The 26,604-nt window shown below is 70.5% G+C and carries 23 protein-coding genes; 13 read left to right on the top strand and 10 right to left on the bottom strand.

The window, feature by feature from the left end; translation table 11 throughout:
* Positions 1-90 precede the first annotated feature (90 nt).
* Complete coding sequence (locus ABZ919_RS23835) at positions 91-921, top strand: HAD family hydrolase (RefSeq protein ID WP_361251199.1); 831 nt, start codon at positions 91-93, stop codon at positions 919-921.
* A gap of 376 nt (positions 922-1,297) precedes the next feature.
* Here ABZ919_RS23835 and ABZ919_RS23830 read toward each other — a convergent pair whose 3' ends face one another.
* Positions 1,298-2,122: an oxidoreductase gene (locus ABZ919_RS23830; RefSeq protein WP_361251197.1), complete on the bottom strand. Its 825-nt coding sequence runs from the start codon at positions 2,120-2,122 to the stop codon at positions 1,298-1,300.
* A 100-nt stretch (positions 2,123-2,222) separates the two neighbouring features.
* Between ABZ919_RS23830 and ABZ919_RS23825 the strand changes: the two genes are divergently transcribed.
* Complete coding sequence (locus tag ABZ919_RS23825; protein WP_361251194.1) at positions 2,223-3,215, top strand: ATP-binding protein; 993 nt, start codon at positions 2,223-2,225, stop codon at positions 3,213-3,215.
* An 82-nt stretch (positions 3,216-3,297) separates the two neighbouring features.
* On the opposite strand, the gene ABZ919_RS23820 is transcribed toward ABZ919_RS23825, so the two are convergent.
* Entirely contained in the window at positions 3,298-4,563 is a 1,266-nt protein-coding gene (locus ABZ919_RS23820; protein ID WP_361251191.1) for a hypothetical protein, read from the bottom strand.
* Positions 4,564-4,861: 298 nt separating this feature from the next.
* Here ABZ919_RS23820 and ABZ919_RS23815 point away from each other — a divergent pair, with 298 nt between their 5' ends.
* From ABZ919_RS23815 to ABZ919_RS23790, 6 genes are all read left to right on the top strand, one after another.
* A complete protein-coding gene (locus ABZ919_RS23815) occupies positions 4,862-7,165 on the top strand; it encodes a SulP family inorganic anion transporter (protein ID WP_361251189.1) in 2,304 nt (767 codons plus the stop codon).
* Between the two features lie 92 nt (positions 7,166-7,257).
* The gene (gene acs, locus ABZ919_RS23810; RefSeq protein WP_361251186.1) at positions 7,258-9,213 is read left to right on the top strand and encodes an acetate--CoA ligase; all 1,956 of its coding nucleotides are present in this window, start codon (positions 7,258-7,260) and stop codon (positions 9,211-9,213) included.
* A gap of 206 nt (positions 9,214-9,419) precedes the next feature.
* Positions 9,420-10,862: a Na+/H+ antiporter NhaA gene (gene nhaA / locus ABZ919_RS23805; RefSeq protein ID WP_361251184.1), complete on the top strand. Its 1,443-nt coding sequence runs from the start codon at positions 9,420-9,422 to the stop codon at positions 10,860-10,862.
* Between the two features lie 102 nt (positions 10,863-10,964).
* Positions 10,965-11,453 (top strand): phage holin family protein, encoded by a 489-nt coding sequence (locus tag ABZ919_RS23800; RefSeq protein WP_361251182.1) that lies wholly within the window; start codon positions 10,965-10,967, stop codon positions 11,451-11,453.
* Positions 11,450-12,370, top strand: coding sequence for an alpha/beta hydrolase (locus ABZ919_RS23795; protein ID WP_361251179.1), 921 nt, complete (start codon positions 11,450-11,452; stop codon positions 12,368-12,370). The genes ABZ919_RS23800 and ABZ919_RS23795 overlap by 4 nt, the downstream gene beginning before the upstream one ends.
* Positions 12,371-12,540: 170 nt before the next feature.
* The gene (locus ABZ919_RS23790) at positions 12,541-12,720 is read left to right on the top strand and encodes a hypothetical protein (protein WP_361251176.1); all 180 of its coding nucleotides are present in this window, start codon (positions 12,541-12,543) and stop codon (positions 12,718-12,720) included.
* 15 nt (positions 12,721-12,735) lie between these two features.
* Here the strand turns inward: ABZ919_RS23790 and ABZ919_RS23785 are convergent, their stop codons facing one another.
* From ABZ919_RS23785 to nth, 3 genes are all read right to left on the bottom strand, one after another.
* Positions 12,736-13,935 carry a MarP family serine protease gene (locus ABZ919_RS23785; protein ID WP_361251173.1) on the bottom strand — a complete coding sequence of 400 codons (1,200 nt, stop codon included), beginning with the start codon at positions 13,933-13,935 and terminating at the stop codon, positions 12,736-12,738.
* A gap of 118 nt (positions 13,936-14,053) precedes the next feature.
* Entirely contained in the window at positions 14,054-14,749 is a 696-nt protein-coding gene (locus ABZ919_RS23780; protein ID WP_361251171.1) for a CoA pyrophosphatase, read from the bottom strand.
* Positions 14,750-14,803: 54 nt separating this feature from the next.
* Positions 14,804-15,781 (bottom strand): endonuclease III, encoded by a 978-nt coding sequence (gene nth, locus ABZ919_RS23775; RefSeq protein WP_361251168.1) that lies wholly within the window; start codon positions 15,779-15,781, stop codon positions 14,804-14,806.
* 384 nt (positions 15,782-16,165) lie between these two features.
* Here nth and ABZ919_RS23770 point away from each other — a divergent pair, with 384 nt between their 5' ends.
* Both ABZ919_RS23770 and ABZ919_RS23765 read left to right on the top strand, forming a co-directional pair.
* Positions 16,166-16,840: a Crp/Fnr family transcriptional regulator gene (locus tag ABZ919_RS23770; RefSeq protein WP_020941347.1), complete on the top strand. Its 675-nt coding sequence runs from the start codon at positions 16,166-16,168 to the stop codon at positions 16,838-16,840.
* 159 nt (positions 16,841-16,999) lie between these two features.
* Positions 17,000-17,824: a nucleotidyltransferase domain-containing protein gene (locus tag ABZ919_RS23765; protein WP_361251165.1), complete on the top strand. Its 825-nt coding sequence runs from the start codon at positions 17,000-17,002 to the stop codon at positions 17,822-17,824.
* Between the two features lie 141 nt (positions 17,825-17,965).
* Here the strand turns inward: ABZ919_RS23765 and ABZ919_RS23760 are convergent, their stop codons facing one another.
* The 4 genes from ABZ919_RS23760 to ABZ919_RS23745 form a co-directional block, all read right to left on the bottom strand.
* Entirely contained in the window at positions 17,966-18,796 is an 831-nt protein-coding gene (locus ABZ919_RS23760; RefSeq protein ID WP_361251162.1) for an MBL fold metallo-hydrolase, read from the bottom strand.
* Positions 18,793-19,686, bottom strand: coding sequence for an NUDIX hydrolase (locus tag ABZ919_RS23755; RefSeq protein WP_361251159.1), 894 nt, complete (start codon positions 19,684-19,686; stop codon positions 18,793-18,795). Before ABZ919_RS23755 ends, ABZ919_RS23760 begins: the two co-directional genes overlap by 4 nt.
* Before the next feature lie 67 nt (positions 19,687-19,753).
* Complete coding sequence (locus tag ABZ919_RS23750; protein WP_361251157.1) at positions 19,754-20,218, bottom strand: RidA family protein; 465 nt, start codon at positions 20,216-20,218, stop codon at positions 19,754-19,756.
* The gene (locus ABZ919_RS23745) at positions 20,215-20,376 is read right to left on the bottom strand and encodes a DUF4177 domain-containing protein (RefSeq protein WP_003975360.1); all 162 of its coding nucleotides are present in this window, start codon (positions 20,374-20,376) and stop codon (positions 20,215-20,217) included. Before ABZ919_RS23745 ends, ABZ919_RS23750 begins: the two co-directional genes overlap by 4 nt.
* A gap of 116 nt (positions 20,377-20,492) precedes the next feature.
* Here ABZ919_RS23745 and ABZ919_RS23740 point away from each other — a divergent pair, with 116 nt between their 5' ends.
* Together ABZ919_RS23740 and ABZ919_RS23735 are read left to right on the top strand one after the other, a co-directional pair.
* Positions 20,493-21,470: an ArsA-related P-loop ATPase gene (locus tag ABZ919_RS23740; RefSeq protein ID WP_361251154.1), complete on the top strand. Its 978-nt coding sequence runs from the start codon at positions 20,493-20,495 to the stop codon at positions 21,468-21,470.
* Positions 21,467-22,825, top strand: a complete 1,359-nt coding sequence (locus ABZ919_RS23735; RefSeq protein WP_361251151.1) for an ArsA family ATPase — start codon at positions 21,467-21,469, stop codon at positions 22,823-22,825. The genes ABZ919_RS23740 and ABZ919_RS23735 overlap by 4 nt, the downstream gene beginning before the upstream one ends.
* 523 nt (positions 22,826-23,348) lie before the next feature.
* On the opposite strand, the gene wblA is transcribed toward ABZ919_RS23735, so the two are convergent.
* On the bottom strand, positions 23,349-23,687 hold the full coding sequence (gene wblA / locus ABZ919_RS23730) for a transcriptional regulator WblA (RefSeq protein ID WP_067116510.1): 339 nt from the start codon (positions 23,685-23,687) through the stop codon (positions 23,349-23,351).
* 497 nt (positions 23,688-24,184) lie between these two features.
* Here wblA and ABZ919_RS23725 point away from each other — a divergent pair, with 497 nt between their 5' ends.
* Positions 24,185-26,506 (top strand): transglycosylase domain-containing protein, encoded by a 2,322-nt coding sequence (locus ABZ919_RS23725; protein WP_361251148.1) that lies wholly within the window; start codon positions 24,185-24,187, stop codon positions 26,504-26,506.
* Positions 26,507-26,604: the final 98 nt, after the last annotated feature.

Below are 26,604 nucleotides of genomic sequence, written 5' to 3'. Positions count from 1 at the left end.
GTCGCGAACGATCCGTGACTTCCATGGTGTACCCGAGAGGCCTCTCAGGCAAACCCACGCGCCCCACCTTACGCCGAATGGTGGGCGCCTATGCTCGGGGGCGTGGAAAACCACTCCTTGCCCCGCGCAGCAGCCTTCTTTGACCTGGACAAGACGGTCATTGCGAAGTCGAGCACGCTCACCTTCAGCAAGTCCTTCTACCAAGGTGGGCTGATCAGCCGCAGGGCCGCACTGCGAACCGCATATGCCCAGTTCGTCTTCCTGGCCGGCGGGCTGGATCACGACCAGATGGAGCGCATGCGTGAGTATCTGTCCGCCCTGTGCCGCGGCTGGAACGTGCAGCAGGTACGGGAGATCGTCGCCGAGACCCTGCACGAACTGATCGACCCGATCATCTACGACGAGGCGGCCTCGCTGATCGAGGAGCACCACACGGCCGGGCGGGACGTGGTGATCGTGTCCACCTCGGGCGCCGAGGTCGTCGAACCCATCGGCGAACTGCTCGGCGCCGACCGTGTGGTGGCCACCCGGATGGTCGTCGGCGAGGACGGCTGCTTCACCGGGGAAGTGGAGTACTACGCCTACGGCCCGACCAAGGCCGAGGCGATCCGGGAGCTGGCCACGTCCGACGGCTACGACCTCGAGCGCTGCTACGCCTACAGCGACTCGGCGACCGATCTGCCGATGCTCCGGGCGGTCGGGCACCCGCATGCGGTGAACCCGGACCGGACGCTGCGCCGCGAGGCGCTCGCGCGGGGGTGGCCGGTTCTGGAGTTCCGCAGGCCTGTCCCGCTGAAGAAGCGGCTGCCCGCGTTCTCCGTCCCGCCTCGCCCCGCGCTGGTCGCGGCGGCGGCCATAGGGGCGGCGGCCGCGACCGCCGGCCTGGTGTGGTACGCCAACCGCCGACGCAGCACCGCCTGAACGATCCCGTTTCGCGAATGACGTCCGGTCAACCCCTGTTTGATCCTGAAAGTAAAGAAGTGCGGACAGGGGTTCCGCTTCCTCCCGGCTCGCGGTACAAAAGCCTTAGGCCCGCGAGACCAAAGGACATCCGCGAGGATCACCTACCACTACGCATTGGCCCACGGACCCCACATGGACATCGGGCACCCACGCGACGTCGACCCGTCGATTACGGGCCAGCGCACCAGGTGACGGGCAAAGTCCCCGACCTGATGGGCACATATCGAGGACGCTTGGTAACCCGGTGGACATGCCAGCGGCGGTACGAAAACTCGTACCGCCGCAACCATGTCCGGGGGATGTCCGTGCCTTCCCCGGACACGGCGGAGCCGGCTCAGGCCGCGCCGCGCTGCAGCGCCTCGCACACGGCCGTGGCTTCGCGCGCACCCAGTTCGATCGCCCTGCCGCAGTGCGCGATCCAGGCCGCCATGCCCTCGGGAGTGCCGGAGACGTACCCCTCCAGCGCCGCCAGATAGGAGGCGCGGCCCAGTTCGGCGTGGCCGACCTCGGCCGGGCAGACCGCCTTCGGGTCCAGGCCGCTGCCGATCAGGACGATGCGCTCGGCCGCGCGGGCCACCAGGCCGTTGTGGGACACGAAGGGCCGCAGCGCGAGCAGCTCGCCGTGCACCACGGCGGCCGTCACCAGCGCGGGCGCCGACGTCCCCGCGATGATCAGGTCCGCGAGTCCCTCCAGCCGTCCGGACACCTCCCGGGCGTCCGGCAGTGGCAGCTCGATCAGCGGCTCGTCCACACTCTCGCCCGCCTGTCGCGGCCTGCCGACCTCGTCGCGCTTGCCCGCAGCGGCCACCAGGTGCAGCCTGGCCAGCACCCGCAGGGGCGACTGCCGCCAGATGGACAGCAGCTGTCCGGACTCGGCCGACAACCTGAGGGACGCGCCCATGACGCGCGCCTCGGCGTCGCCGCCGAAGTCGGTGCGCCGCCGCACCTCCTCCAGGGCCCAGTCGGCACCGGACAGCGCCGCGGAGCCGCGGGCGGCGCGCAGGGCCGCCTCGGAGGTGATCTCGGTGCTGCGGCGCCGCATGATCCGGTGCCCGTAGACCCGGTCCACGGCCTTGCGCACGGACTCCACGGAGTCGGCCACGCCGGGCAGGGAGCCCAGGGCCGCGAGCGGGTCGGCGTTCGCGCCAGTCGTACTCATGAGTACGACATTACGCACCCCATCGGCCGCCCCCTCGAAGGAGTGGTCTTCTTCACTGCGCCCGACACGCACGGCTATCGACCGACTACCGTTGGTGAACATGAAAATTGCTTTCGTCGGGAAGGGCGGGAGTGGCAAGACCACGCTCTCCTCCCTCTTCATCCGCCATCTCGCGGCCGCCGGCGCCCCGGTGGTCGCGATCGACGCGGACATCAACCAGCACCTGGGGCCCGCGCTCGGCCTCGACGAGACGGAGGCCGCCGCGCTGCCCGCCATGGGCGAACGGCTGTCGTTGATCAAGAATCATCTGCGCGGCAGCAATCCGCGCATCCCCTCCGCCGCCACGATGATCAAGACGACTCCGCCCGGCGAGGGCTCGCGACTGGTTCGCGTGCGGGAGCCGAATCCGGTGTACGACGCCTGCGCCCGGCCGGTGGAACTCGACGGCGGTGCCGTCCGTTTGATGGTCACCGGCCCTTTCACGGACGCCGACCTGGGGGTCGCCTGCTACCACTCCAAGACGGGAGCGGTGGAGCTGTTCCTGAACCACCTCGTCGACGGCCCCGACGAGTACGTCGTGGTCGACATGACGGCGGGTTCGGACTCCTTCGCCTCCGGCATGTTCACCCGCTTCGACATGACGTTCCTCGTCGCCGAGCCGACCCGGAAGGGGGTCTCCGTCTACCGCCAGTACAAGGAGTACGCCCGCGACTTCGGCGTCACCCTGAAGGTCGTCGGCAACAAGGTCCAGGAGCAGGACGACATCGACTTCCTGCGCGCGGAAGTCGGGGACGACCTGCTCGTGACGGTCGGGCGCTCGGACTGGGTGCGTGCCATGGAGAAGGGCAGGCCACCCCGGTTCGATCTGCTGGAGGAGGCCAACGCCCGCGCCCTGCACACCCTGCGGGCCGCCGTGGACGCCACGTACGAGCTGCGGGACTGGGAGCGATACACCCGCCAGATGGTGCACTTCCACCTGAAGAACGCCGAGGCGTGGGGCAACGAGCGCACCGGGGTCGACCTGGCGGCGCAGGTCGACCCCGCCTTCGTGCTCGGCGAAGGCGTCGGCGCGGGTGTCACGACTCCCGCGTGACACCCACGTAGGGTGCGGGGCGCTCACGGCTTGAGCGTGACACCCACGCACCGCACGGGGCTTCACGGCTTGCCCGCGACACCTACTGCTGGACCGCAGGCGCCCCGGGCACGCCCTTGGGCGCCGGAGCCGGGCGGCCGGACAGGAAGGACGCCCAGCCCTGCCGGGGAGCCTCACCCACCTCCAGGGTGCGCAGCTTCTCCAGAGTCCTCGGATCCTGGGCGTCCAGCCAGTCGACCAGCTGGTGGAAGGACACACAGTGCACGTCGGGCTTGCTGCACACCTCCTTCACGGTGTCCTCGACGGCGCGCATGTAGGTGCCGCCGTTCCAGGACTCGAAGTGGTTGCCGATGATCAGCGGCGCGCGGTTGCCGTCGTAGGCCCGGTAGAAGCCCTTGAGCAGGCCGTCGCGCATCTGGTTGCCCCAGTAGTCGAACTTGTCGGGGTCGCCCTGGGTCTTGGTGCCGGACTGGTTGACCATGAAGTTGTAGTCCATGGTCAGCTGTTCATAGGTGTGTCCGGGGAAGGGCACCAGCTGCATCGAGAGGTCCCACAGCCCTTGCTTCTTCTTGGGCCAGACCTGGTTGTTGACGCCGCTGGAGTCGTAGCGGAAGCCCAACTGGCGGGCTGCCTTCATGAAGTTCTTCTGGCCCTCCAGGCAGGGTGTCCGGGCGCCGATCAGCTCCTTGTCGTAGTCGAAGGGCAGCGGGGCCGACTTCTGCATGCCGGCATTGGTCTTCCAGGTCTTCACGAACTGCTTGGCCTGGGCGATCTCGCTCTTCCATTCGTCCACCGACCAGGTGCCGACCCCGCCGTCGGGCCCGCAGAAGTGGCCGTTGAAGTGGGTGCCGATCTCATTGCCCTCGAGCCAGGCCAGGCGGGCCTGCTTGACGGTGTCGGCGATCCCCTTCTCGTCGTTGAAACCGATGTCGGAGCTGCCCGGCGAGTGCTGCGGCGGCTTGTACAGCTCGCGTTTCTCCTTCGGCAGCATGTAGACGCCGCTGAGGAAGTAGGTCATGGTCGCGTGGTTCTCCTTGGCCACCTCGCGAAAGTGCGAGAACAGCTTCTGGCTGTCCTCACCCGCGCCGTCCCAGGAGAACACCACGAACTGCGGTGGCTTCTGCCCCGGCTGCAGCTGCTCGGGTCTGGGCAGATGCGGCTGCGAGCCCGTGTACGCCGTGGAACCGTCACCGATCAGCCGGAAAACGCTGCCCGGCGCCGGAGCCCCCTTCTGCGGGCCGGACGCCCCTTGCTTCGAACCGTGGGAGCCGGTCGCGCAACCGGCGAGCGCGGAGGCACAGGCCGCGGCGGCCACGACGCCGACGGCGATCCTCTGGGTGGCGGCCATGTTCCGCCCACCTTCTTCCTTCTCTCAGGCAAACACTGACGGATCCTTTTCTGGTGATGTGCCGGGCTTGTACCGACAGCGCCGCCAAGATCGCACGGGACCGAGAAGGAATTAGTACGACAAGCCGATCAAATGGTTAGTTCACTCATGCGAGCGGTTCGAATACGCCAATTGCACCGAAAAGTTATGCACGGTCTTTGCCCTTCATTACGGTTCTTTTACCGATGTTGGCCCATTCCGCTCAGTCCGCTCCACCCCGCCCAGTCCCCGTACCGCGCCCTCCGGAGGAGACAGGACCGTGTCAGCCTGCGCACCCTCACACGCCCAGCACCCCCATCCGCCGCACGGCCCACCGCCGGGCCGCCGGTGGCAGTTCCCCGTGGCGGTCCCCGACCTGTCCGCATCCGTCGCGGTCTTCCTGATCGCCCTGCCCCTCTCCCTGGGAATCGCGCTGGCCACCGGCGCTCCGCTGCAGGCCGGTCTCGTCGCCGCCGCCGTGGGCGGACTCGTCGCCGGCCGGCTCGGCGGCTGTCCACTGCAGGTCAGCGGCCCCGCCGCCGGCCTCACCGTGGTCACCGCCGACCTGATCCATCGGTACGGCTGGCGGGCGACCTGCGGCATCACCGTCCTCGCCGGGCTCGCCCAACTCGGCCTGGCCGGCCTGCGGGTGGCGCGCGGCGCGCTCGCGGTCAGCCCGGCCGTGGTGCACGGCATGCTCGCCGGTATCGGCATCACCATCGCCGTCGCCCAGCTGCACATCGTCCTCGGCGGCAGCCCGGACAGCTCCGTCCTTGCCAATCTGCTCGCGCTGCCGGCCCAGTTGGCGCGTCTGCATCCGGGCGCCGTCTCGATGAGCGCGCTGACACTCGCGCTGCTGCTGGCCTGGCCCCGCCTGCCCGGACGCACCGGCCGGGTGCTCCGCAGCGTGCCGGCCGCTCTCGTCGCCGTCGCCGGGGCCACCACCACGGCGGCGCTCACCGGACTGACCCTGCCCAGGGTAGACCTGCCGTCCTGGCGCAGCCACGCCCTGGCCGGGCTGCCCGAGGGTCCGGCGCTCGGCCTGGCCGCCGCCGTGCTCACGACCACCCTGGTGTGCAGCGTGCAGTCGCTGCTCGGCGCGGTGGCCGTGGACAAGCTGGTCGCGGCCCGCCCCGGTCCCGCCTCGCCTGTCGGACGCTCCGGACTCGACCGGGAGCTGCTGGGCCAGGGTGCCGCCAACATCGTCTCCGGAGCCCTCGGCGGACTGCCGGTCGCCGGGGTGGCCGTGCGCAGTACGGCGAACGTGAACTCCGGTGCCGTGAGCCGGAACTCCACGATGCTGCACGGCGTTCTCGTGGTAGCCGCCGCGCTGCTGATGGTCCCGATCCTGGAGGAGATCCCGCTCGCCTCCCTCGCCGCCCTGGTGATGGCCGTCGGCATCCAGATGGTGTCCCTGCACCACATCCGCACGGTGACGCGCCACCGAGAAGTGCTGGTCTACGCCGCGACCACATTCGGCGTGGTGCTCCTGGGCGTCCTTCAGGGCGTGCTCCTGGGGGTCGCCGTGGCGGTCTCCGTCGCCCTGCACCGCCTCGCCCGCACCTGCATCACCCGAGAAGAGAAGGAAGGAGTCCATCATGTGAGAATCCGAGGGCCGTTGACCTTCCTCGCGGTGCCCCGGCTGAGCCAGGCCCTGCATCGCGTGCCCCAAGGCGCGCACGCGGTCGTGGAGTTGGACGGTTCGTTCATGGACCACGCGGCGTACGAGTCACTGCGGGACTGGCACAGCTCCCACACCGCGCGAGGCGGTACGGCCGACTTGTCGGGCCGGCGTGCCGGAATCTGGGCCACCGGGCCGTTCCCCTCCACCGGGGCCGCCGAACCGCCCCCTTCCGGCGAACAGGCCCGTCGCACCGGGTCGTTGCAGAGCGGCACCGCGTCGCTGGTGCGCAAGGGGCCGGCCCGGGTCGTCCGGGAGAGCCGACGGCCCGCACAGCTCCTTCTCGGTTGTGCCGAGTCCCGGCTCGTCACGTCGGTGACCACCGTCAGTGGTCCCGACGACCTGTTCGTCGTCCGCAACGTCGGCAATCTGGTGCCGCCACCGGGTGAGGAGCACGGTGACGACTCGGTGGCGGCCGCCGTGCAGTACGCGGTGGAGGTGCTCGGGGTGCGCTCCATCACTGTGTGCGGGCACTCGGGGTGCGGGGCGATGCAGGCGCTGTTGAGCGCGGGCGGCGCGGCCGGGAGCGGTTCGCTGCGAAGCTGGCTGCGGCACGGGCTGCCGAGCCTGGCGCGCATGGCCGAGGACCGCCGCGTCCGTCCCCGGCTGGCCGGGCGGCCGCCGGCGGACCCGGTGGAGCAGCTGTCCCTGCTCAACGTGGTCCAGCAGCTGGAGCACCTGCGGGCCCACGGCCCGGTGTCCCGGGCGCTGACCCGGGGCGAGCTGGACCTGCAGGGGGTGTACTTCGACACGGGGGCGGCACAGGCGTATCTGCTCGCCCGGAGGGACGCGGAGGAGGTGTTCGAGGAGGTCGCAGGGTGTGTCACCACCTCAGGCGACCCGGAAGGGGTGTTCACAGGGCGGGCATATCGCCCCCAGAGAGACGATCTCACACAGGTCTAAACCAATTTTCCGGTCGACCCTTGTCACCGGGCCCCCGCGTCTGATGAGCTGTGGCCTGGGACACAACGGACACCCTGCGAGAGGGAGATGTCGTGAGCAACGAGAGCCTGGCCAACCTGCTGAAGGAAGAACGCAGGTTCGCGCCGCCCGCCGACCTGGCCGCGCACGCCAACGTCACCGCGGAGGCGTATGCACAGGCCAAGGCTGACAGGCTCGGCTTCTGGGCCGAGCAGGCCCGCCGGCTGACCTGGGCCAAGGAGCCTACCGAGACGCTGGACTGGTCCAACCCGCCGTTCGCGAAGTGGTTCGAGGACGGTGAGCTGAACGTCGCGTACAACTGCGTGGACCGGCATGTGGAGGCGGGGCACGGGGACCGTGTCGCCATCCACTTCGAGGGCGAGCCCGGCGACAGCCGCTCGATCACCTATGCCGAGCTGAAGGACGAGGTCTCCAAGGCGGCCAACGCACTGCTGGAGCTGGGTGTCCGCAAGGGCGACCGCGTCGCCATCTACATGCCGATGATCCCGGAGACCGCGATCGCGATGCTGGCCTCGGCCAGGATCGGCGCCGCGCACTCGGTGGTCTTCGGCGGCTTCTCGGCGGACGCGCTCGCCACCCGCATCCAGGACGCGGACGCACGGGTCGTCATCACCGCCGACGGCGGATACCGCCGCGGCAAGCCGTCCGCGCTCAAGCCCGCCGTGGACGAGGCCGTCACCAAGGCCGGCAACGTCGAGCACGTGCTGGTGGTGCGCCGTACCGGACAGGACGTGGCGTGGAGCGGCGAGCGGGACGTGTGGTGGCACGAGCTGGTGGACCGGCAGTCCACCGAGCACACCCCGGAGGCGTTCGAGGCGGAGCACCCGCTGTTCATCCTGTACACCTCCGGCACGACCGGTAAGCCGAAGGGCATCCTGCACACCTCCGGCGGCTACCTCACCCAGACGGCGTACACCCACTGGGCGGTCTTCGACCTCAAGCCGGAGACCGACGTGTACTGGTGCACGGCCGACGTCGGTTGGGTCACCGGGCACTCGTACATCGTGTACGGCCCGCTGGCCAACGGCGCGACGCAGGTCATGTACGAGGGCACGCCGGACACCCCGCACCAGGGCCGGTTCTGGGAGATCGTGCAGAAGTACAAGGTCACGATCCTCTACACCGCGCCGACGGCGATCCGGACGTTCATGAAGTGGGGCGACGACATCCCCGCCAAGTTCGACCTGTCCTCGCTGCGCGTCCTCGGCTCGGTGGGCGAACCCATCAATCCCGAGGCGTGGATCTGGTACCGCAAGAACATCGGTGCGGACAGGACGCCCGTCGTGGACACCTGGTGGCAGACGGAGACCGGCGCGATGATGATCTCGCCGCTGCCCGGTGTCACCGCAGCCAAGCCCGGCTCCGCGCAGACCCCGCTGCCCGGCATCTCCGCCACCGTCGTCGACGACGAGGCGAACGAGGTGCCCGACGGCGGCGGCGGCTACCTGGTGCTGACCGAGCCGTGGCCGTCGATGCTGCGCACCATCTGGGGCGACGACCAGCGGTTCATCGACACCTACTGGTCCCGGTTCGAGGGCAAGTACTTCGCCGGTGACGGCGCGAAGAAGGACGACGACGGCGACATCTGGCTGCTGGGCCGGGTGGACGACGTGATGCTCGTGTCGGGGCACAACATCTCCACCACCGAGGTGGAGTCGGCGCTCGTCTCCCACCCGTCGGTCGCCGAGGCGGCCGTCGTCGGTGCCGCCGACGAGACCACCGGGCAGGCCATCGTCGCGTTCGTGATCCTGCGCGGCACGGTCGACGAGACGGAGGCGCTCGCCGGTGAGCTGCGCGACCACGTGGGCGCCACGCTCGGCCCGATCGCCAAACCGAAGCGGATCCTGCCGGTGGCCGAGCTGCCCAAGACCCGCTCCGGCAAGATCATGCGCCGCCTGCTGCGGGACGTGGCCGAGAACCGCCAGCTCGGTGACGTCACCACGCTGACGGACTCCGCGGTCATGGACCTCATCCAGGCCAAGCTGCCGGCGGCACCGAGCGAGGACTGACCGGTATCGCTCCACGGGGGCATCCGGCCGACGGGCCGGATGCCCCTTTCGCGTCTACCGTGAAGATCACCGGTCCTTCGGCGCACCCTTTGAGCACCCAGGCACTTTTAGGTAAGCTAAGTAAAGCGTCAGGAAAACGACAAGGGTGCGCCGGGAAGTCTGGTCGGCATGCGAGCCGTCCTGCCTACCCACCGGAGGTTCCCGCCGTGGCCGAGCCCCGCCCCCAGAAGACCCCCCGCAGGGCGCTCGGACGTCTCTCGCTGCCCGAGCGTTCCTTCATCGCGGACGCGCTGCGGACCGAGACCGTGGGTGGTGTCCTGCTGCTCCTCGCCGCCGTGGCGGCGCTGATCTGGGCGAACATCCCCGCCCTGCACCACAGCTACGAGTCGGTGGCCGGCTTCCACTTCGGCCCCGCCGCCCTCGGGCTGGACCTCTCCGTGACGCACTGGGCCGCCGACGGTCTCCTCGCGGTGTTCTTCTTCGTCGCCGGCATCGAGCTCAAACGCGAGCTCGTCGCCGGGGACCTGCGTGACCCCCGGGCGGCCGTGCTGCCCGTGGTGGCCGCGCTGTGCGGCATGGCCGTACCGGCGCTCGTCTACATCGTCACCAATCTCACCGGGCACGGTTCGACGCTGGGCTGGGCGGTGCCCACCGCCACCGACATCGCCTTCGCGCTCGCCGTCCTCGCCGTGATCGGCACCTCCCTGCCCAGCTCGCTGCGCGCCTTCCTGCTCACCCTCGCGGTCGTCGACGACCTCTTCGCGATCCTGATCATCGCGATCTTCTTCACCGACCGGCTGAACTTCGCCACGCTCGGCGGGGCCGCCGCCGGGCTGGTGGTGTTCTGGCTGCTGCTGCGCAAGGGCGTACGCGGCTGGTACGTGTACATACCGCTCGCCGTGGTGATCTGGGCGCTGATGTACAACAGCGGTGTGCACGCGACCATCGCGGGCGTGGCCATGGGCCTGATGCTGCGCTGCACCACCCGCGAGGGTGAGCAGCACTCGCCGGGCGAGCACATCGAGCACCTGGTGCGGCCCCTGTCCGCCGGGCTCGCCGTACCGATGTTCGCGCTGTTCAGCGCCGGGGTGGTGGTCTCCGGCGGGGCGCTGGGGGATGTGTTCGCCAAGCCGGAGACGCTCGGTGTGGTGCTGGGGCTGGTCGTCGGCAAGACGATCGGCATCTTCGGCGGCACCTGGCTGACCGTCCGCTTCACCGGAGCATCCCTCAGCGAGGACCTCGCCTGGGCGGACGTCTTCGCGGTGGCCTGCCTCGCCGGCATCGGCTTCACCGTCTCCCTGCTCATCGGTGAACTCGCCTTCGCCCGCGACACCGTGCTCACCGACGAGGTCAAAGCGGCCGTCCTCACCGGATCACTGATCGCGGCCGTGTGCGCGACGGTGCTGCTCAAGATGCGGAACGCCAAGTACCGCAGGCTGTGCGAGGAGGAGGAGCGCGACGAGGACCTCGACGGCATCCCGGACGTCTACGAGCAGGACGACCCGGCGTACCACCTGCGCATGGCCGAGATCCACGAGCGCAAGGCCGCCGAGCACCGGCGGATCGCCGCCGAGCGGGCGGCCGCGGCGCGCCACGGGCTTCAGGAAGTACCGGGCGGGGCAGGCGAGGAGGACGACCGTCCGGCATGATCTGACGAGACGGTACAAAACAAGACGGCCACACGAGCGGGCCCGCCGGCCGCGTACGGCACGGCACGCCCGCGGCACGAGAGACCTCTGAGGGAGAACGCGATGAGCGCACCCGACGGCAGCCCGGTCGGCGCCGAACGCAGCATCGGCCAGCTGTTCGCCTCGGCGACGACCGAATTGTCGGCGCTGGTGCACGACGAGATCGCCCTGGCCAAGGCCCAGCTGAAGAGGGACGTGAAGAAGGGCGCGGTCAGCGGTGGCGCCTTCTCGATGGCGGGCATGGTGCTGCTGTTCTCCCTGCCCATGCTGAACTTCGCCCTCGCGTACGGCATCCGGACCTGGAGCGGCTGGAACCTGGCCATCTGCTTCGTGCTGTCCTTCGCGGCCAATGTGCTCGTCGCCGGCCTCCTCGCGCTGATCGGCACCGTGTTCGCGAAGAAGGCCAAGAAGAGCAAGGGCCCGCAGAAGGTGGCCGCGTCGGTGAAGGAGACGGCGAACGTGCTGCAGAACGCCAGGCCGCACCCGCGTCCGGAGCTGCCCGAGGACCGGGCGCCCGCGGCCATCGAGGCTGTGGCACGCTCACAGTCATGACGGAACCCGCCCCCTCGGCCGTACGGATCGAAGGTCCCTGGACGCACAGGGACGTCGCCGCCAACGGCGCGCGCTTCCACATCGCCGAGCTCGGCGACGGCCCGCTGGTGCTGCTGCTGCACGGCTTCCCGCAGTTCTGGTGGACCTGGCGTCACCAGCTGGTCGCGCTCGCCGACGCGGGCTACCGGGCGGTGGCGATGGACCTGCGGGGCGTCGGCGGCAGCGACCGCACGCCCCGCGGGTACGACCCCGCCAACCTCGCGCTCGACGTCACCGGCGTCATCCGTTCGCTCGGCGAGCCGGATGCGGCGCTGGTCGGCCACGACCTGGGCGGCTATCTGGCGTGGACGGCGGCGGCGATGCGGCCCAAGCTCGTACGACGGCTCGCGGTCGTCTCGATGCCGCACCCGCGGCGCTGGCGCGCGGCGATGCTGCGGGACGCCCGGCAGACGGCCGCCAACTCCTACATCTGGGGCTTCCAGCGGCCGTGGGTGCCGGAGCGTCAACTCACCGCGGACGGCGGGGCGCTGGTGGGCCGGCTGATCCGGGACTGGTCCGGGCCGCGCTCACCGGAGGACGAGGCGGTGGAGACCTACCAGCGGGCCATGTGCATCCCGTCCACCGCGCACTGTGCGATCGAGCCGTACCGCTGGCTGGTGCGTTCGCTGGCCCGCCCGGACGGCATCCAGTTCAACCGCAGGATGAAGCGGCCGGTGCGGGTGCCCACGCTGCATCTGCACGGCTCGCTGGACCCGGTGACGCGCACGCGCAGCACGGCCGGATCGGGCGAGTACGTCGAAGCGCCGTACCGCTGGCGGCTGTTCGACGGCCTGGGTCACTTCCCGCACGAGGAGGACCCCGCGGCGTTCTCCGCGGAACTGGTCAACTGGCTGAAGGATCCCGAGCCGGACCGCTGAGGTTCACTCGAATCGGTGATGCGCCCAGCTGACCGTACGGTGACGGTTCGATGCGTGGAGTATCCAATTCCTGAACAGTTGTCCTTCGAACGGCCACATGCCTGTCGCATAGGCCAATTGGGCGTCGCTCAGGCGGTTATCGACCTTCGGGCAGGGGCACACGTCCGGGTATGGGCTGGACGCACGACTACAGTGACGCACCCCGCACCCGCCGCTCCGCCGCCGGCGTGAGCGTGCCTCAGCGAGGTCCCCAGCAACTCACAGAGGGGGACCTGCGCGTAGGGATCCCGCGCATCCTGCGCCGCCGCGCCCGCTGGGTGTCGGTGCGTCTGCGTCACCCGCGCGGCTGAACCCGCCCGGCGGGGTCACAGGGCGCAGCTGTCCGTACCCACCTGTTCGTTCGCCGTGCGTCCCTTGCGGGCGTCGGGCTGGATCTCGTCCGCCGTGAGCGCGTATCCGGTATCGGCGTCGTCGAGGGACTTGGCGAACACCACGCCGTACACGCGGCCGTCGGGGGTGAGCAGCGGGCCGCCCGAGTTGCCCTGGCGGACGGTGGTGTACAGCGAGTAGACGTCGCGGCGGACGGTGCCGCGGTGGTAGATGTCCGGGCCGTTGGCCGCGATGCGCCCGCGTACGCGCGCGGCGCGCACGTCGTACGAGCCGTTCTCCGGGAAGCCCGCGACGATCGCGCCGTCACCGCCGGCCGCGTCCTGGGCGGAGAACCGCAGGGCGTGCGCCCTCAGGTCCGGTACGTCGAGTACGGCGATGTCGCGCTTCCAGTCGTACAGCACGACCTTGGCGTCGTACTTGCGGCCCTCACCGCCGATCTGCACGGTCGGCGCGTCGACGCCGCCGACGACGTGCGCGTTGGTCATGACGCGGCGGTCGGCGAAGACGAAGCCGGTGCCCTCCAGCACCTTGCCGCAGCTCTGGGCGGTGCCGGTCACCTTCACGATGGAGCGCTGGGCGCGCACGGCGACCCGGCTGTTCGCGAGGGCCGGGTCGGGCGGCTGTACGTCCTTGATCGGCTCGTTGGCGAACGGGCTGAAGACCTGCGGGAAGCCGTTCTGCGCGAGGACGGAGGAGAAGTCCGCGAACCAGGTGTCGGCCTGCGCGGGCAGCGCCCGGGAGACGCCGAGGAGCACCTTGGAGCCGCGGACCTCCTTGCCGAGCGTCGGCAGGGTGGTGCCGGCGAGGGCGGATCCGATCAGCCAGGCCACCAGCAGCATGGCGACGACGTTGACCAGGGCGCCACCGGTGGCGTCCAGGGCGCGGGCCGGGGACCAGGTGATGTAGCGGCGCAGCTTGTTGCCGAGGTGGGTGGTCAGGGCCTGCCCGACGGAGGCGCAGACGATGACGACGACCACGGCGACCACGGCGGCGGTGGTACTGACGTCGGCGTTGTCGGTCACGGCGGCCCAGATGACGGGCAGCGTGTACACGGCGACGAGGCCACCGCCCAGGAAGCCGATCACCGACAGGATGCCGACGACGAAGCCCTGGCGGTAGCCCACGACCGCGAACCACACGGCCGCGACCAGCAACAGGATGTCCAGCGCGTTCACTGCTTCAGGCCTCGCCTATTCCATTTCGCTTCCCGCAGCTCGGACGGGGGTCCGGCCCGCCACGCCGTGGCAAGGGGACAGGGCGCCCCCGGAATGACACAGCACGAACGACACCCTGTCATGACCGCCAGTCGAGCGGGACCTGCTTCTCCCTGTCCCAGGGGCGCTCCCAGCCAGCGAAATGCAGCAGGCGGTCGATCACGCCGGCCGTGAAACCCCACACCAGGGCCGATTCGACCAGGAATGCCGGACCTCGGTGTCCGCTGGGGTGGACGGTGACGGCGCGGTTGGTGGGGTCCGTGAGATCCGCCACGGGGACGGCGAAGACCCGCGCCGTCTCGTTCGGGTCGACGACGCCGACCGGGCTGGGCTCGCGCCACCAGCCGAGGACGGGCGTCACCACGAAACGGCTGACCGGGATGTACAGGGCGGGCAGCACGCCGAAGAGCTGGACGCCGGAGGGGTCCAGGCCGGTCTCCTCCTCGGCCTCGCGCAACGCGGCCCTGAGCGGTCCGTCGGTGTGCGGATCGCCGTCCTCCGGGTCGAGCGCGCCGCCCGGGAAGGACGGCTGCCCGGCGTGCGAGCGCAGCGAGCCTGCCCGCTCGATCAGCAGCAGCTCGGGGCCGCGCTCGCCCTCGCCGAACAGGACCAGCACCGCCGACTTGCGGCCCGAGCCGTTCTCCGGCGGCAGGAAGCGGCTCAGCTGGAGCGGCTCCACCGTCTCGGCGGCCCTCACGATGGGCGCCAGCCAGTCCGGCAGTCCCTCTTTGCTGAGCGTCACCGCGCCGCCCCGCGTCTCACTGGCCCTCGCCATCGCCACCCCCGTCGTTCTCCCTGTCCAACGCCCGGGGACCCCGAGATCGTTCCGTCACGCGGCCCCCAGTGGCGGGGCCGGCCTGCCGCCCGCGTCGAGGTAGGCCTGCGGGGGCTTGAGTCGCTGCCCGGGGAAGCCGCCCTTCTCGTACTTCAGGAGCTTCTGCGCCTTCTCCGGGTCGCTCTCCCCCTCGCCGTAGGCCGGGCAGAGCGGGGCGATGGGGCAGGCGCCGCAGGCGGGCTTGCGGGCGTGGCAGATCCGGCGGCCGTGCCAGATCACGTGATGGGACAGGTCGGTCCACTCGCTCTTGGGGAACAGCGCGCCGACCGCGGCCTCGATCTTGTCCGGGTCGGTCTCCTGCGTCCACCGCCAGCGCCGGACCAGCCGCTGGAAGTGGGTGTCCACGGTGATCCCGGGACGGCCGAAGGCGTTGCCGAGCACGACGAAGGCGGTCTTGCGGCCCACGCCGGGCAGCTTGACGAGGTCCTCCAGCCTGCCCGGCACCTCGCCGCCGAAGTCATCGACGAGCGCCTTGGAGAGCCCCATGACCGACTTGGTCTTCATCCGGAAGAAGCCGCAGGGCCGCAGGATCTCCTCGACCTCCTCAGGGTTGGCCGCGGCCAGCTCCTCGGGGGTCGGGTACCTGGCGAAGAGCGCCGGGGTCGTCTGGTTGACGCGCAGGTCGGTGGTCTGGGCCGACAGCACGGTGGCGACGAGCAGCTGGAAGGGGTTCTCGAAGTCCAGCTCGGGGTGGGCGTACGGATACACCTCGGCGAGTTCGCGGTTGATGCGGCGGGCACGGCGGACCAGGGCGGTGCGGGACTCGTCCTTCGGCGGCTTCACCGCGACCTTGACCGGCGCCGTCTTCTTCACCGCCACGGCCTTCCCGCTCGCCACGGCCTTCTCGGCAGGCGTGACCTTCTTGACCCGGAGGGCCTTCTTGGCCGGAGTGCCACTCTTGGCCGGGACCGCCTTCTTGGCCGGAGTGCCCTTCTTGGCCGGGGCCGCCTTCTTGGCCGGGGATGCCGTCACCCTCGAGGCGCTCCTCTCCTCCGGGACGGTCTTCCCGGCCGGGGCCGAGGCGGCCCTTTTTGCTGTTTTTCTGGTTTTCCCACCGCCGCCGGAGCCTTGTTCGCCCACGGCGGAATCGCGACGTACAACCACCCGCTAAGCCCCCTTGGCCTGTGCTCTCACCGGCGATTTGGACACCCGGCCAGCCTAAAGCCCGGCACCGACATCCGCCCCGGACCCGGAGGATCGGACCCCGATTGGACCCCTGACGCTTACCTCGGGACACCTGTGCGGCATCCTTGTGACAGATCACACTGTTTGGACCGTCCGGCAAAATGGGGAACACGGTCCCCTGGCACTCGGGGGAGCAAGATCCCCTGAGCAGGTCGACAAGGAGAGAACTCAGTGGACGACGTTCTGCGGCGCAACCCGCTCTTCGCGGCTCTCGACGACGAGCAGGCCGCGGAGCTTCGCGCCTCCATGAGTGAGGTGACCCTCGCACGCGGCGACTCACTCTTCCATGAAGGGGACCCCGGTGACCGGCTGTACGTCGTCACCGAGGGCAAGGTCAAGCTGCACCGCACCTCCCCCGACGGCCGCGAGAACATGCTCGCCGTCGTCGGCCCCGGCGAGCTGATCGGTGAGCTGTCGCTGTTCGACCCGGGCCCCCGCACGGCGACCGCGAGCGCACTGACCGAGGTCAAGATGCTCGGCCTGGGCCACGGCGACCTCCAGCCCTGGCTGAACGCCCGCCCGGAGGTGGCCGGCGCCCTGCTGCGGGCCGTCGCCCGGCGCCTGCGCAAGACCAACGACGCCATGTCCGACCTGGTCTTCTCCGACGTCCCCGGCCGTGTGGCGCGCGCCCTGCTGGACCTGTCGCGCCGCTTCGGCGTGCAGTCCGAGGAGGGCATCCACGTCGTGCACGACCTCACGCAGGAGGAACTGGCCCAGCTGGTCGGCGCCTCGCGCGAGACCGTGAACAAGGCGCTGGCCGACTTCGCCCAGCGCGGCTGGCTCCGCCTGGAGGCCCGGGCGGTCATCCTGCTGGACGTGGAGAGGCTGGCCAAGCGGTCGCGCTGACACGGGTCCCGGCCGTCATGACCGCGGGGTCCGCTCCTCGCGAGCCCGGCCCCGCCGTCGCGCCCGCCGCCCCTGGGACCGCCGCCCCCAGACCCCCGCTCTCGGCCTCGACGGCACCGTCCTCGAACGCCGGACGGGCTGAGTCGGGGCAGTCGGCCCATGCCTGAAACGATCCGTCGGCCCGGCCTGGACGACCAGGGCTTCATCGCGCGCGAAGGCTCCCTCGCGCGCGTGCCCGTCGCCTTCCGCCCGGTCGTGGCCGCCGCACGCGACCGGCTGCTGGACGTCTTCGGGGCGCGACTGCACAGCGCCTACCTCTACGGGTCGGTCCCGCGCGGCACCGCGCGCGTGGGCTGCAGCGACCTCGACCTGCTCGTCGCGCTCCGGGACGAGCCGGCCGACGCCGACCGGGAGGCCGTACGGGCGCTCGGCGAGGCCGTCGACAGGGAGTTCTCCCAGATCGACGGCGTCGGCACGCTGCTGTACGGCAGGGACCGGCTGCTGAGCGATGCGGAGCGGTACGACCTGGCCTGGTTCGTCGCCTGTCTGTGCACCCCGCTGCTCGGCGAGGACCTGGCCGCGCTGCTGCCGCGCTACCGCCCCGACTCCCTGCTCGCCCGCGAGACGAACGGCGACCTGGCCCTGTGGCTGCCCCGCTGGCGTGAGCGCATCGCGCAGGCGGACGACACCGAGGAGGCCCGCCGGCCCCTGGTGCGCTTCATGTCCCGGCACCTCGTGCGCACCGGCTTCACGCTCGTCATGCCCCGCTGGAACGGCTGGACCAGCGATCTGCAGGAGATGGCCGAGGTGTGCGGCGCCTACTACCCCGGGCGGGCCGCACAGCTGCGTACGGCGGCGCGGTACGGCCATGAGCCCGTCGGCGATCCGCACGTGCTGCGGTCGTACGTGGACGACCTGGGGCCCTGGCTCGCCGCGGAATACGCGCGCGTGCACGGCGTCAAGGCCCTGCGCCCCGAGGACTGAGGGGCCGTCCTCCGCGTCCTCGTCCTCTCTGGCATCCCTGGCCCCCGCGGAGAACTTGTGACGCAATTCACAAACTCGGGGCTGTCACCGGGTTCGCCGGTCCGAGGTGTCTCAGTGCAGGCCGATGAGAGCAGCCGCCGGCTAGATCAGCCCGTGCTCGCTCAGGTAGTCCATCTGCGCCCGCACCGACAGCTCCGCCGCCGGCCACAGCGAGCGGTCCACGTCGGCGTACACATGGGCCACGACCTGGGCCGCGGTGCGGTAGCCGTCCTCGACCGCCGTCTCCACCTGGGCGAGCCGGTGGGCGCGGTGGGCGAGATAGAACTCCACGGCGCCCTGCGCGTCCTCCAGGACCGGTCCGTGGCCCGGCAGAACGGTGTGCACGCCGTCGTCCACCGTCAGGGAGCGCAGACGGCGCAGCGAGTCCAGGTAGTCGCCGAGACGGCCGTCGGGGTGCGCCACGACCGTCGTACCGCGCCCCAGGATGGTGTCGCCGGTCAAAACGGCCCGGTCGGCCGGAAGGTGGAAGCACAGGGAGTCCGCGGTGTGCCCGGGCGTCGGTACGACCCTCAGCTCAAGGCCGCCGACGGTGATCACGTCGCCCACGGCCAGGCCCTCGTCGCCCAGGCGCAGCGCCGGATCGAGGGCACGCACGCGCGTGCCGGTCAGTTCCGCGAAACGGACGGCGCCCTCGGCGTGATCGGGATGGCCGTGGGTGAGCAGGGTCAGGGCTATGCGCTTGCCGGCCTTCTCGGCGGTGTCGACGACGGCCCGCAGATGGCCGTCGTCCAGCGGGCCCGGATCGATCACCACGGCGAGGTCGGAGTCGGGCTCGGCGACGACCCAGGTGTTGGTGCCGTCCAGGGTCATCGCGGAGGCGTTGGGCGCGAGGACGTTGACGGCCCGTTCGGTGGCGGGGCCGGAGAGCACCTGGCCGCGGGGCTGACCCGGCAGCGCGCTTGCGTCGGTCATGCGGGGCCTCCACCCGTCGTCTCGGTGGTCGTCGGAGCCGTCGGGATGTGCTTGGTGAACTCCGCGTGCCCCGGCCAGGACAGGACAATCTCGTCGTCCACGAGGCGGGCGCGGGCCAGCACGGGCGTCATGTCGCGCCCGGGGGCCGCGGCGAGCGTCTCGGCGGCCGTGGCGTACGGCAGCAGCTGACGCAGGGTGGCGATGGTGGGCGGCATCATCAGCAGCTCACCCTTGTCGTAGCCGGCGGCGGCCTCCCCGGGGCGGATCCACACCGTGCGGTCGGCCTCCGTGGAGGCGTTCCGGGTGCGCTGGCCCTCGGGCAGCGCGGCCACGAAGAACCAGGTGTCGTAGCGGCGGGCCTCGAACTCGGGGGTGATCCAGCGGGTCCAGGCGCCCAGCAGGTCCGAGCGCAGCACCAGACCCCGCCGGTGGAGGAATTCTGCGAAGGACAGCTCACGCGCGACCAGCGCGGCCCGGTCCGCCTCCCAGTCCTCGCCGGTGGTGTCCCCGACGACCGAGTCCGCGTCGGGCCCGGCGAGCAGCACGCCCGCCTCCTCGTACGTCTCCCGCACGGCCGCGCAGACGATCGCCTGGGCACCCGGCTCGTCGACACCGAGCCGGTCCGCCCACCACGCGCGCGTGGGGCCCGCCCAGCGCACCAGACGGTCGTCGTCACGCGGGTCGACGCCGCCTCCCGGGTACGCGTACGCGCCCCCGGCGAAGGCCATGGAGGCGCGTCTGCGCAGCATGTGGACGACCGGGCCGGACGCGGTGTCCTTCAGGAGCAGGACCGTGGCCGCGCGCCGGGGAAGCACCGGGGTGAGGGTGCCGTCCGCGAGCGCGCGGATGCGGTCCGGCCACTCCGGGGGGTACCACTGACCGTTCGCCATGGCCGGAGGCTATCCCGTGTAGGGCGAATGTTCGAGAGGTGCCCGAGGTCAGGGGTGTGCCGCGGGGCTACCGGGCGAGTTCCACCTGGATCTCGACCTCGACCGGCGCGTCCAGCGGCAGCACCGCGACGCCGACCGCGCTGCGGGCGTGCACGCCCTTGTCGCCGAGGACCTCGCCGAGCAGTTCGCTGGCACCGTTGACGACGCCGGGCTGCCCGGTGAAGTCGGCAGCGGACGCGACGAAGCCGACGACCTTCACCACGCGCGCGATGCGGTCCAGGTCGCCGGTGACGGACTTCACGGCGGCCAGCGCGTTCAGCGCACAGGTGCGGGCCAGGCCCTTGGCCTCCTCCGGGGTGACCTCGGCGCCCACCTTGCCGGTGACCGGCAGCTTGCCCTCGACCATCGGCAGCTGGCCGGAGGTGTAGACGTACACACCGGACTGCACGGCCGGCTGGTACGCGGCCAGCGGCGGCACGACCTCCGGCAGGCTCAGTCCCAGTTCGGCCAGCTTGGCCTCGACCGCGCTCATGCCTGCTTCTCCCGCTTCAGGTAGGCCACGAGCTGCTCGGGGTTGTTGGGCCCGGGCACGACCTGGACGAGCTCCCAGCCGTCCTCGCCCCAGGTGTCCAGAATCTGCTTCGTGGCATGGACGAGCAGCGGCACGGTTGCGTATTCCCACTTGGTCATGGGGCCGACTGTAGCCGCTGCGGCCCCGGGGCCCGGCACCCGTGACCCCGGACCGTGACCTGCGTTATCCACAGCCTCCCGCGTGAGTCTCGACGGGACTGGTTAGGCTCGAAGACGTGAGCAGGCTCCAGGTCGTCAGCGGCAAGGGCGGGACCGGAAAGACGACGGTCGCCGCCGCACTGGCGCTGGCCCTCGCGACCGAGGGGAAGCGGACGCTTCTCGTGGAGGTCGAGGGCCGGCAGGGCATCGCCCAGCTCTTCGAGACGGAGGCATTGCCGTATGAGGAGCGAAAGATCGCGGTCGCTCCCGGGGGCGGCGAGGTGTACGCCCTCGCCATAGACCCCGAACTGGCCCTTCTGGACTATCTCCAGATGTTCTACAAGCTCGGTGGCGCGGGCCGGGCCCTGAAGAAGCTCGGCGCCATCGACTTCGCCACCACCATCGCACCCGGCATCAGGGACGTCCTGCTGACCGGCAAGGCCTGCGAGGCCGTGCGCCGCAAGGACCGCTCCGGGCGGTTCGTGTACGACTACGTCGTCATGGACGCCCCGCCGACCGGCCGCATCACCCGCTTCCTGAACGTGAACGACGAGGTGGCGGGCCTGGCGAAGATCGGACCGATACACAATCAGGCGCAGGCGGTGATGCGCGTGCTGAAGTCGCCGGAGACGGCGGTGCATCTGGTGACGCTGCTGGAGGAGATGCCGGTCCAGGAGACCGCCGACGGCATCGCCGAACTGCGCGCCGCGCGGCTGCCGGTGGGCCGGATCATCGTGAACATGGTCCGGCCGGAGGTGTTGGACGCCGGAGACCTGGAACTCGTACGGACCGTGGGGCGTTCCTCCGTCGCACAGGCGCTCTCGGCGGCCGGGCTGGGCGGGGCCCGGCGCGGCGGGAACGCGGAGAAGCTGGTGGACCCGCTGCTGGTGCAGGCAGCGGAGTACGCCGAGCGGTACGCCCTGGAGCAGGAGCAGCGCGCCGCCCTCGGCGAGCTGGGCCTGCCGGTGGGCGAACTGCCGCTGCTCGCCGAGGGCATGGATCTGGCGGGTCTGTACGAACTCGCCACCGAGCTGCGGAAGCAGGGGTTGTCATGAGTCCGGACGCGGCTGAGGCACCCGAGACGGCGGAGACGGCCGAGGCGCGGGAGAGGGCCCACGGCCTGTCCCCCGCGCGCGTGCTGGACGTCGACCCGCTGCTCGACGACCCGAACACCCGGATCGTGGTGTGCTGCGGTTCGGGCGGGGTCGGCAAGACGACGACCGCGGCGGCGCTCGGCCTCAGGGCGGCCGAGCGGGGCCGCAAGGTGGTCGTGCTGACCATCGACCCGGCCAGGCGACTGGCCCAGTCGATGGGCATCGACTCCCTCGACAACGTCCCGCGCCGGGTCAAGGGCACCGAGGGCGACGGCGAGCTGCACGCGATGATGCTCGACATGAAGCGCACCTTCGACGAGGTCGTCGAGGCGCACGCGGACGCCGAGCGGGCGGCCGCGATCCTGACGAACCCCTTCTACCAGTCGCTCTCGGCGGGCTTCGCGGGCACGCAGGAGTACATGGCGATGGAGAAGCTGGGCCAGCTGCGCGCCAAGGACGAGTGGGACCTGATCGTCGTCGACACCCCGCCCTCCCGCTCGGCACTGGACTTCCTGGACGCGCCGAAGCGGCTGGGCTCCTTCCTGGACGGCCGGCTGATCCGGCTGCTGACCGCCCCCGCCAAGCTCGGCGGCCGCGCGGGCATGGCCTTCCTCAACGTCGGCATGTCGATGATGACCGGCACGCTGGGCAAGCTGCTGGGCGGTCAGCTGCTGAAGGACGTCCAGACGTTCGTGGCCGCGATGGACACCACCTTCGGAGGGTTCCGGACGCGCGCGGACGCCACGTACAAACTGCTCCAGGCGCCGGGTACGGCGTTTTTGGTGGTCGCGGCCCCGGAGCGGGACGCCTTGCGCGAGGCGGCGTACTTCGTGGAGCGGCTGGCCGCGGAGAAGATGCCGCTGGTGGGTCTGGTGCTGAACCGGGTCCATGGCAGCGGGGCCCGCCGGCTGTCGGCCGAGCGGGCGCTCGCCGCCGCCGAAAATCTTGAGGACCCCCGCATTGTGGATCAGGGGGGCGGGAAAGCTGGACTTCGTAACTCTCCCGACCCATACGGCAGTTCGCGATCTCCCGCACCCGAGGCCGCAACCGGCGCCCCTGCTTCCGAGGAAGGCTCCCCCGCCGACACGGAGCACTCCGTCGACCGGCTCACCGCGGGACTGCTGCGACTGCACGCCGATCGCATGCAACTGCTCGCGCGCGAGCAGCGCACGCGTGACCGTTTCACCGCCCGTCACCCCGAGGTGGCGGTCGTCGAAGTACCTGCGCTGCCCGGCGACGTGCACGACCTCACAGGCCTGCGCGACATCGGCACCCGGCTCGCAGCAGGCACGGCGGGGCGTACGGAGCTGCCATAGCGTGGCCAGGGGCCGGCGGCCTTCACGGCTGCGGGACGCCACGCGTGGCGAGCGCTCGCACGCGGGGTGACTCATCTCACATGCGCGAGTGACCTTCACGCGTGGGCGCCGGTTACCCGCCCGCACGTGCATGACGGTCGTATGCGCATCCGTGCCCGTGTGCCTGCGCAAAGATGACGTACGGACGCCGTAGGCGCGCGGACACACGGCGCGCCTTCAGCAGCCGCGCACGGACGCGCGGCTCGCCCTTGGGGGCCCGCATATGCCCGACGCACCCCAGAACGTCCGGTGAGCACAGCTCTCCCGCAGGCCGGGGCGAGGCCGATCGTGGCTTCCCCAGGCGTAGGCCAGACCGGCGCTTCCCGCGCCCCGTCGCCGCTTCGCGCGCTCAGAACGTGCACCCACACGGCGCCCCAGGCCCGTGCCCGACCCTGTTTCCTGTGGCCTGCGCCGGAAGGCGGGCCTCCCATGGCATATGCCGGGTCGGGGCCTGGTACCCCGGGGTGTGCCGGAGGGACTGCCCTCAGCTCACCGCCGCGTAGTTCTCGTACACCTCGTCGCTGTCGAGGGGCACGATGCCCGCGCCGCGCTCGTATTCCGACCGGGCGGTCTCCAGCAGCCTGCGCCAGGAGGTCACGGTCGGCCGCCGGCGCAGCAGTGCCCGGCGCTCCCGCTCTGTCATGCCTCCCCACACGCCGAATTCGACGCGGTTGTCCAGCGCGTCGGCCAGACATTCGGTGCGTACCGGGCATCCGGTGCACACCGCCTTGGCCCTGTTCTGCGCTGCTCCCTGAACGAACAGTTCATCCGGATCGGTAGTGCGGCAGGCAGCCTGCGCACTCCAGTCGGTTACCCAGCCCATACCGGCGCCGTCCTCTCCCGAATCGAGGCTCCCCCACGGCGGCAGCGGCATATTCACCGCAGCCAGTTGAGGACGTTACGGAAGGTGGGCACAGCACAACACCCCCTTCGGGCCCAATCTTGAATGGCCCGAACGGACTATGGGTAAGCGGCAGATCACCCGCGGGAGTGAGCTGGCGACATGTGCGACCATCCCGGCAAACCGGGACGCCTGTGGTGTGCCACAACGGACGCCAGGCGACACACGAGGCGGATTCGGACACGCACCCACCAAGAAGTCGGGGTACGACCGGAACGATTCGGGGTCGCGGGACGTATTGATACGTGACCGCATCGCTGTGACAGTTGATTGCAGCTTAGGCCAAGGCCTGCGCGCGTGTCCGGGAAATGGAAACGTAGGCAGGTCAGGTTGCGCTGCCGTCACGATCGGGCACTCGGAAACATCCCGGGGAGGGCCGCTCCCTCGGAACGCTCACCAGTACGGATTAGGCTGCCCCCATGCCAAAGAAGCGCTCGGGCGGTGGTCTGTCGCCCATGCAGCAGGCCGCCAAGTTCCTCGGTGTCAGTGTGCTCGCCGGAGCCGTGATGGCGGGTATCGCGCTGCCCGCGGCCGGCGCCCTGGGCCTCGCGGCCAAGGGATCGGTCAAAGGCTTCGACGAGATCCCGGCCAATCTCAAGAGTCCCCAGCTGAGTCAGCGCACGACGATACTGGACAGCCAGGGTCAGCAGATCGCGACCGTCTACTCCCGCGACCGTACGGTGGTGGACCTCAAGGACATCTCGCCGTACATGCAGAAGGCGATCGTCGCGATCGAGGACGCGCGCTTCTACAAGCACGGCGCGATCGACCTCAAGGGCGTACTGCGCGCCCTGAACAAGAACGCGCAGGAAGGCGGTGTCGCCCAGGGCGCCTCGACGCTCACCCAGCAGCTGGTGAAGAACTACTTCATCGAGGAGGCGGGCGACGACCCGACGAAGGTCGCCGAAGCCACCCAGCAGACCCTCGGCCGCAAGGTCAAGGAGCTGAAGTACGCGATCCAGATCGAGGAGAAGCTCGGCAAGAAGAAGATCCTCGAGAACTACCTGAACATCACCTTCTTCGGCGAGCAGGCCTACGGCGTCGAGGCCGCCTCCCAGCGCTACTTCTCCAAACACGCCAGGGACCTGGACCTCCAGGAATCGGCGCTGCTGGCCGGCATCGTGCAGTCCCCGAGCCGCTACGACCCGGTCAACGACGAGGCGGAGGCCACCAAGCGGCGCAACGTCGTGCTCCAGCGGATGGCGGAGCTCGGCGACATCTCCCAGGAGGAGGCCGCCGCGGCTGAGCAGAAGCCGCTCGGACTGCACCCGAGCCAGCCCAAGAACGGCTGCATCACCGCGGTCCGGGGCGCCGGCTTCTTCTGTGACTACGTGCGTGACGTCGTCCTGAACGACCCGGTCTTCGGCACCACCAAAGCGGCCCGGGCGAAGCTGTGGAACAAGGGCGGCCTGACGATCCGTACGACGCTCGACCCGAAGGCACAGGAATCGGTCCAGGCGTCCGTCAGGAACCACGTCTACAAGTCCGACCCGGTGGCGACCGCCGCGACCATCGTCGAGCCCGGCACCGGCAAGATCCTCGCCATGGGGCAGTCCCGTCCGTACGGCTTCGGCACGAACGAGACGCAGATCAACCTCTCCGTCAACTCGGACATGGGCGGCGGCGCCGGCTACCAGGGCGGTTCGACGTTCAAGCCGATCGTCGCGGCGGCCGCTGTCGAGGGCGGCAAGCCCCCGACCCAGAAGTACCCGTCGCCGTACGAGATGCCCTACCCCAGCCCCGTGCAGGAGTGCGACGGCAAGGTCTGGCGCAACGACCCGCACAACCCGGCCAAGCTGACGAACGAGAACGAGTCCGAGCACGGCCCGATGGGCATGAAGGAGGCGACCGCCAAGTCGGTCAACACCTACTACGTGCAGCTGATCAGCGACATCGGCATCTGCCCCGTCACCCAGATGGCGAAGAAGATGGGCGTGCAGCGGGCGGACGGCCGCGCGATGGACCAGGCTCCCTCGATCGCGCTCGGCACCCAGGAGGTGTCCCCGCTGACGATGGCGAACGCGTACGCCACCTTCGCCGCGCGCGGCATGTACTGCACCCCGATCGCCATAGAGTCGATCACCCAGAGGACGGGCACCGAGGAGAAGTCCCTCGAGGTGCCGAAGTCGACCTGTTCGCGCGCGATGTCGGAGAAGACCGCGGACACCGTCAGCACGCTGCTGAAGGGCGTGGTCGAGGACGGTACGGGTCAGGAGGCCGGCCTCGGCGACCGCCCGAGCGCGGGCAAGACGGGTACGACGGACGAGCGCTACGCCGCCTGGTTCGTCGGATACACCCCGAACATGGCGGGCGCGGTCTGGGTCGGCGACCCGCAGCACAAGCGCAAGATGATCGACATCACCATCCACGGCGTCACGCACGACAAGGTGTTCGGTGGTGAGGTGCCCGGGCCGATCTGGCGCGACATGATGGCCGGCGCCCTGGAGGGCAAGCCCGTGGAGGACTTCAACCTGGTCGACATCCCCGACGACAACAAGGGGGACGGCCGGGGAAAAGGACACGGGGGGACGGACGGGGGCAAGAACGGGGACAGCACGGGCGGGATCGGCGGCCTGATCGGCGGACTGACGGACGGGGGAACAGCGGACGGCGGCACCACGGGTGACACCACCGGCGGCGCCTTCCCGACACCGACCTTCTCCCTCCCGGGCAACTTCATCCAGGGACAGGGCAACGGCGGCAACGGGAACGGGAACGGGTTCGGAGGCCAACGGGGCTAGCGCCTCCTCCCGGTGATCGCGTACGGCGGGGGGGCCGGCCCCTGTGTGGGGGGTGGGGGCCCCCGCCGGGACCGGGGGAGAGTAGTAACGGGGCAGCC

The organism is Streptomyces sp. NPDC046759, assembly GCF_040645475.1.
Lineage (GTDB): Bacteria > Actinomycetota > Actinomycetes > Streptomycetales > Streptomycetaceae > Streptomyces.
This window is presented reverse-complemented; position numbering and strand designations above follow the sequence as displayed.

What these genes read in the sequence shown, in the direction of transcription:
- ABZ919_RS23835 (WP_361251199.1), top strand. Translation starts at nt 91, where the DNA reads ATGCTCGGGGGCGTGGAAAACCACTCCTTGCCCCGCGCAGCAGCCTTC.
- ABZ919_RS23830 (WP_361251197.1), bottom strand. Translation starts at nt 2,122, where the DNA reads ATGAGTACGACTGGCGCGAACGCCGACCCGCTCGCGGCCCTGGGCTCC.
- ABZ919_RS23825 (WP_361251194.1), top strand. Translation starts at nt 2,223, where the DNA reads ATGAAAATTGCTTTCGTCGGGAAGGGCGGGAGTGGCAAGACCACGCTC.
- ABZ919_RS23820 (WP_361251191.1), bottom strand. Translation starts at nt 4,563, where the DNA reads ATGGCCGCCACCCAGAGGATCGCCGTCGGCGTCGTGGCCGCCGCGGCC.
- ABZ919_RS23800 (WP_361251182.1), top strand. Translation starts at nt 10,965, where the DNA reads ATGAGCGCACCCGACGGCAGCCCGGTCGGCGCCGAACGCAGCATCGGC.
- ABZ919_RS23795 (WP_361251179.1), top strand. Translation starts at nt 11,450, where the DNA reads ATGACGGAACCCGCCCCCTCGGCCGTACGGATCGAAGGTCCCTGGACG.
- ABZ919_RS23790 (WP_361251176.1), top strand. Translation starts at nt 12,541, where the DNA reads ATGGGCTGGACGCACGACTACAGTGACGCACCCCGCACCCGCCGCTCC.
- ABZ919_RS23780 (WP_361251171.1), bottom strand. Translation starts at nt 14,749, where the DNA reads ATGGCGAGGGCCAGTGAGACGCGGGGCGGCGCGGTGACGCTCAGCAAA.
- ABZ919_RS23765 (WP_361251165.1), top strand. Translation starts at nt 17,000, where the DNA reads ATGCCTGAAACGATCCGTCGGCCCGGCCTGGACGACCAGGGCTTCATC.
- ABZ919_RS23760 (WP_361251162.1), bottom strand. Translation starts at nt 18,796, where the DNA reads ATGACCGACGCAAGCGCGCTGCCGGGTCAGCCCCGCGGCCAGGTGCTC.
- ABZ919_RS23755 (WP_361251159.1), bottom strand. Translation starts at nt 19,686, where the DNA reads ATGGCGAACGGTCAGTGGTACCCCCCGGAGTGGCCGGACCGCATCCGC.
- ABZ919_RS23750 (WP_361251157.1), bottom strand. Translation starts at nt 20,218, where the DNA reads ATGAGCGCGGTCGAGGCCAAGCTGGCCGAACTGGGACTGAGCCTGCCG.
- ABZ919_RS23745 (WP_003975360.1), bottom strand. Translation starts at nt 20,376, where the DNA reads ATGACCAAGTGGGAATACGCAACCGTGCCGCTGCTCGTCCATGCCACG.
- ABZ919_RS23735 (WP_361251151.1), top strand. Translation starts at nt 21,467, where the DNA reads ATGAGTCCGGACGCGGCTGAGGCACCCGAGACGGCGGAGACGGCCGAG.
- wblA (WP_067116510.1), bottom strand. Translation starts at nt 23,687, where the DNA reads ATGGGCTGGGTAACCGACTGGAGTGCGCAGGCTGCCTGCCGCACTACC.
- ABZ919_RS23725 (WP_361251148.1), top strand. Translation starts at nt 24,185, where the DNA reads ATGCCAAAGAAGCGCTCGGGCGGTGGTCTGTCGCCCATGCAGCAGGCC.